The organism is Candidatus Infernicultor aquiphilus, from assembly GCF_002784285.1.
Lineage (GTDB): Bacteria > Atribacterota > Phoenicimicrobiia > Phoenicimicrobiales > Phoenicimicrobiaceae > Infernicultor > Infernicultor aquiphilus.
In genome coordinates this window covers 9,071-9,473 of record NZ_PFKO01000145.1, presented here as the reverse complement: position 1 = coordinate 9,473, position 403 = coordinate 9,071, and the positions used below count along the sequence as shown (strand labels likewise).

1 protein-coding gene is annotated in these 403 nt (G+C 34.2%); it reads right to left on the bottom strand.

Annotation, left to right across the window (positions count from 1 at the left end):
• A partial coding sequence (locus tag COZ07_RS03990) for an ATP-binding cassette domain-containing protein (RefSeq protein ID WP_406607294.1) occupies nt 1-376 on the bottom strand: 376 nt, incomplete at its 3' end.
• Between the last annotated feature and the right edge of the window lie 27 nt (nt 377-403).

Genomic DNA, 403 nt, shown 5'->3' with positions numbered 1-403 from the left:
CTTGAAAATCTTCCATATCTAAATTATGAAATATTTCAGCCATTTTTTTTTCAATAATTTTATCTTCCATCCCGTTAATTCGGCCAAAAAATTTTATAGTCTCTCGAGGGGTAAAGCGGTCGTATAATCCTGTTTCGCTGGATAAAAATCCTATCTGCCTTCTTACTTTATTAGCATCCTTAACCACATCAAATCCATTTATTATAACTTCCCCTTTAGTGGGGAGCATCATAGTAGCTAAAATCCGTAAAGTGGTAGTTTTACCTGCTCCATTAGGACCTAATAATCCAAATATCTGCCCCTCTCTACAGTTAAACTTCAGATTATTAACTGCTACTATCTTACCTCTTTTTTTATCATTGAATATCTTAGTCAATCCTGCGACCTGGATCATTCTTTCTAT